1 protein-coding gene is annotated in these 1,183 nt (G+C 77.3%); it reads right to left on the bottom strand.

All coding sequences use genetic code 11. The annotated features are described in order from the left end of the window. On the bottom strand, window positions 1–1,183 hold a 1,183-nt coding region (locus CCN51_RS50130; RefSeq protein WP_158104785.1), incomplete at both ends, for an AAA family ATPase.

Raw genomic sequence — 1,183 nt, 5'->3', positions numbered from 1 at the left:
GCGCAGCTGCCGGGCGAGCCGCGCCGGGTCGGCGTCGTCCCGGCCGGCCAGCTCGCGGGCGAGCGAGGCGTGCAGCAGCTGTCTGGAGGACGGGGTGAGCGCGCTCAGCACGACCTCCCGTGCCAGTTCGGGGAAGCGGTAGCGCCCCGTGTCGCAGTCGTCCGGGTCCGTGTCCCAGACCAGGACACGGGCGGTGACGGCGGCGTCGACCAGGGGCAGCAGCCGGTCCTGCGACATGCCCTGGACATCGGCGAGCAGCCCGATGTCCAGGTGCGCGCCGTCGGCGGCGGCGTAGCAGAGCATCGTCCTGGCCGGTGCGGCCAGCTCGGCGAGCCGCGCCTGGACGACGCTGCGTACCGCGGCCGGCACCCGCGCCGTAGGACCCATACGCCGCTCCGAGGGCAGCCTCAGCAACTCCCCGAGCGTGAAGGGGTTGCCCTCGGCGCGCCGGTGCAGCGCCGTGGCCTCCTCGGCGGAGGCACGCTCGCCGCGGGCGGCCAGCAGCTCGGCCACGTCCGCGACGGACAGCGGCTCCAGGTGCAGCCGGGTGGCGCCGTGGCGGGCCAGCTCGGCGAGCAGCCCGCTGGCCGCGGGGCCGTCGGTGTTCCGCAAGGCGCACACCACGGCGACGGGAGCGTCCCGCAGTACGGCGGTGAGCCGGCGCAGCAGGTCGTGGAAGTCCGGTGGAGCCCAGTCGAGGTCGTCGATGACGCACAGGGCGGGCCCTTGGGCGAGTTCCCGTACGAGCGCGGCGAGCCGGTCCTCGCCGGGGCGGGCCCCGGTGGTGTTCTCGGGCCGGGTGTCGGGGCCGGTGCCAGGCCGCTCCCGGCGCAGCGCGTCCAGGAGCTGGGTGGCAGGGCACGCCAGGGAGATGCCGAGGCTCTCGCTGAGCGCCTGGCCGCCGCTGGCCCGCGCCACGGTGAACCCGGCGTTCTCGGCCCCCGCGGTCATCTCCTCCAGCAGCCGTGTCTTGCCGGACCCCGGCTCTCCCGAGACGACGGCCCACTGGGTGCGCCCCGCGGCCGCGGCCCGCAGCAGGGCGGCGAGCTGTGCGGTCTCCTCGGCCCGGCCCACCAAGGGCGCCGCGGCGGGAGTGGCTTGGGCGGGGGACAGGGCGGCCGCGGGGCCGGCCGGGCGGGGCTCGCCGAGGACCTGGGTGTCGTGCCGCAGGATGGCGGTGTGC

Origin of the sequence: Streptomyces milbemycinicus, from assembly GCF_002154605.1 — a bacterium.
Lineage (GTDB): Bacteria > Actinomycetota > Actinomycetes > Streptomycetales > Streptomycetaceae > Streptomyces > Streptomyces milbemycinicus.
The sequence above is the reverse complement of the archived record's forward strand: the minus strand, read 5'-3'. Positions and strand labels throughout refer to the sequence as shown.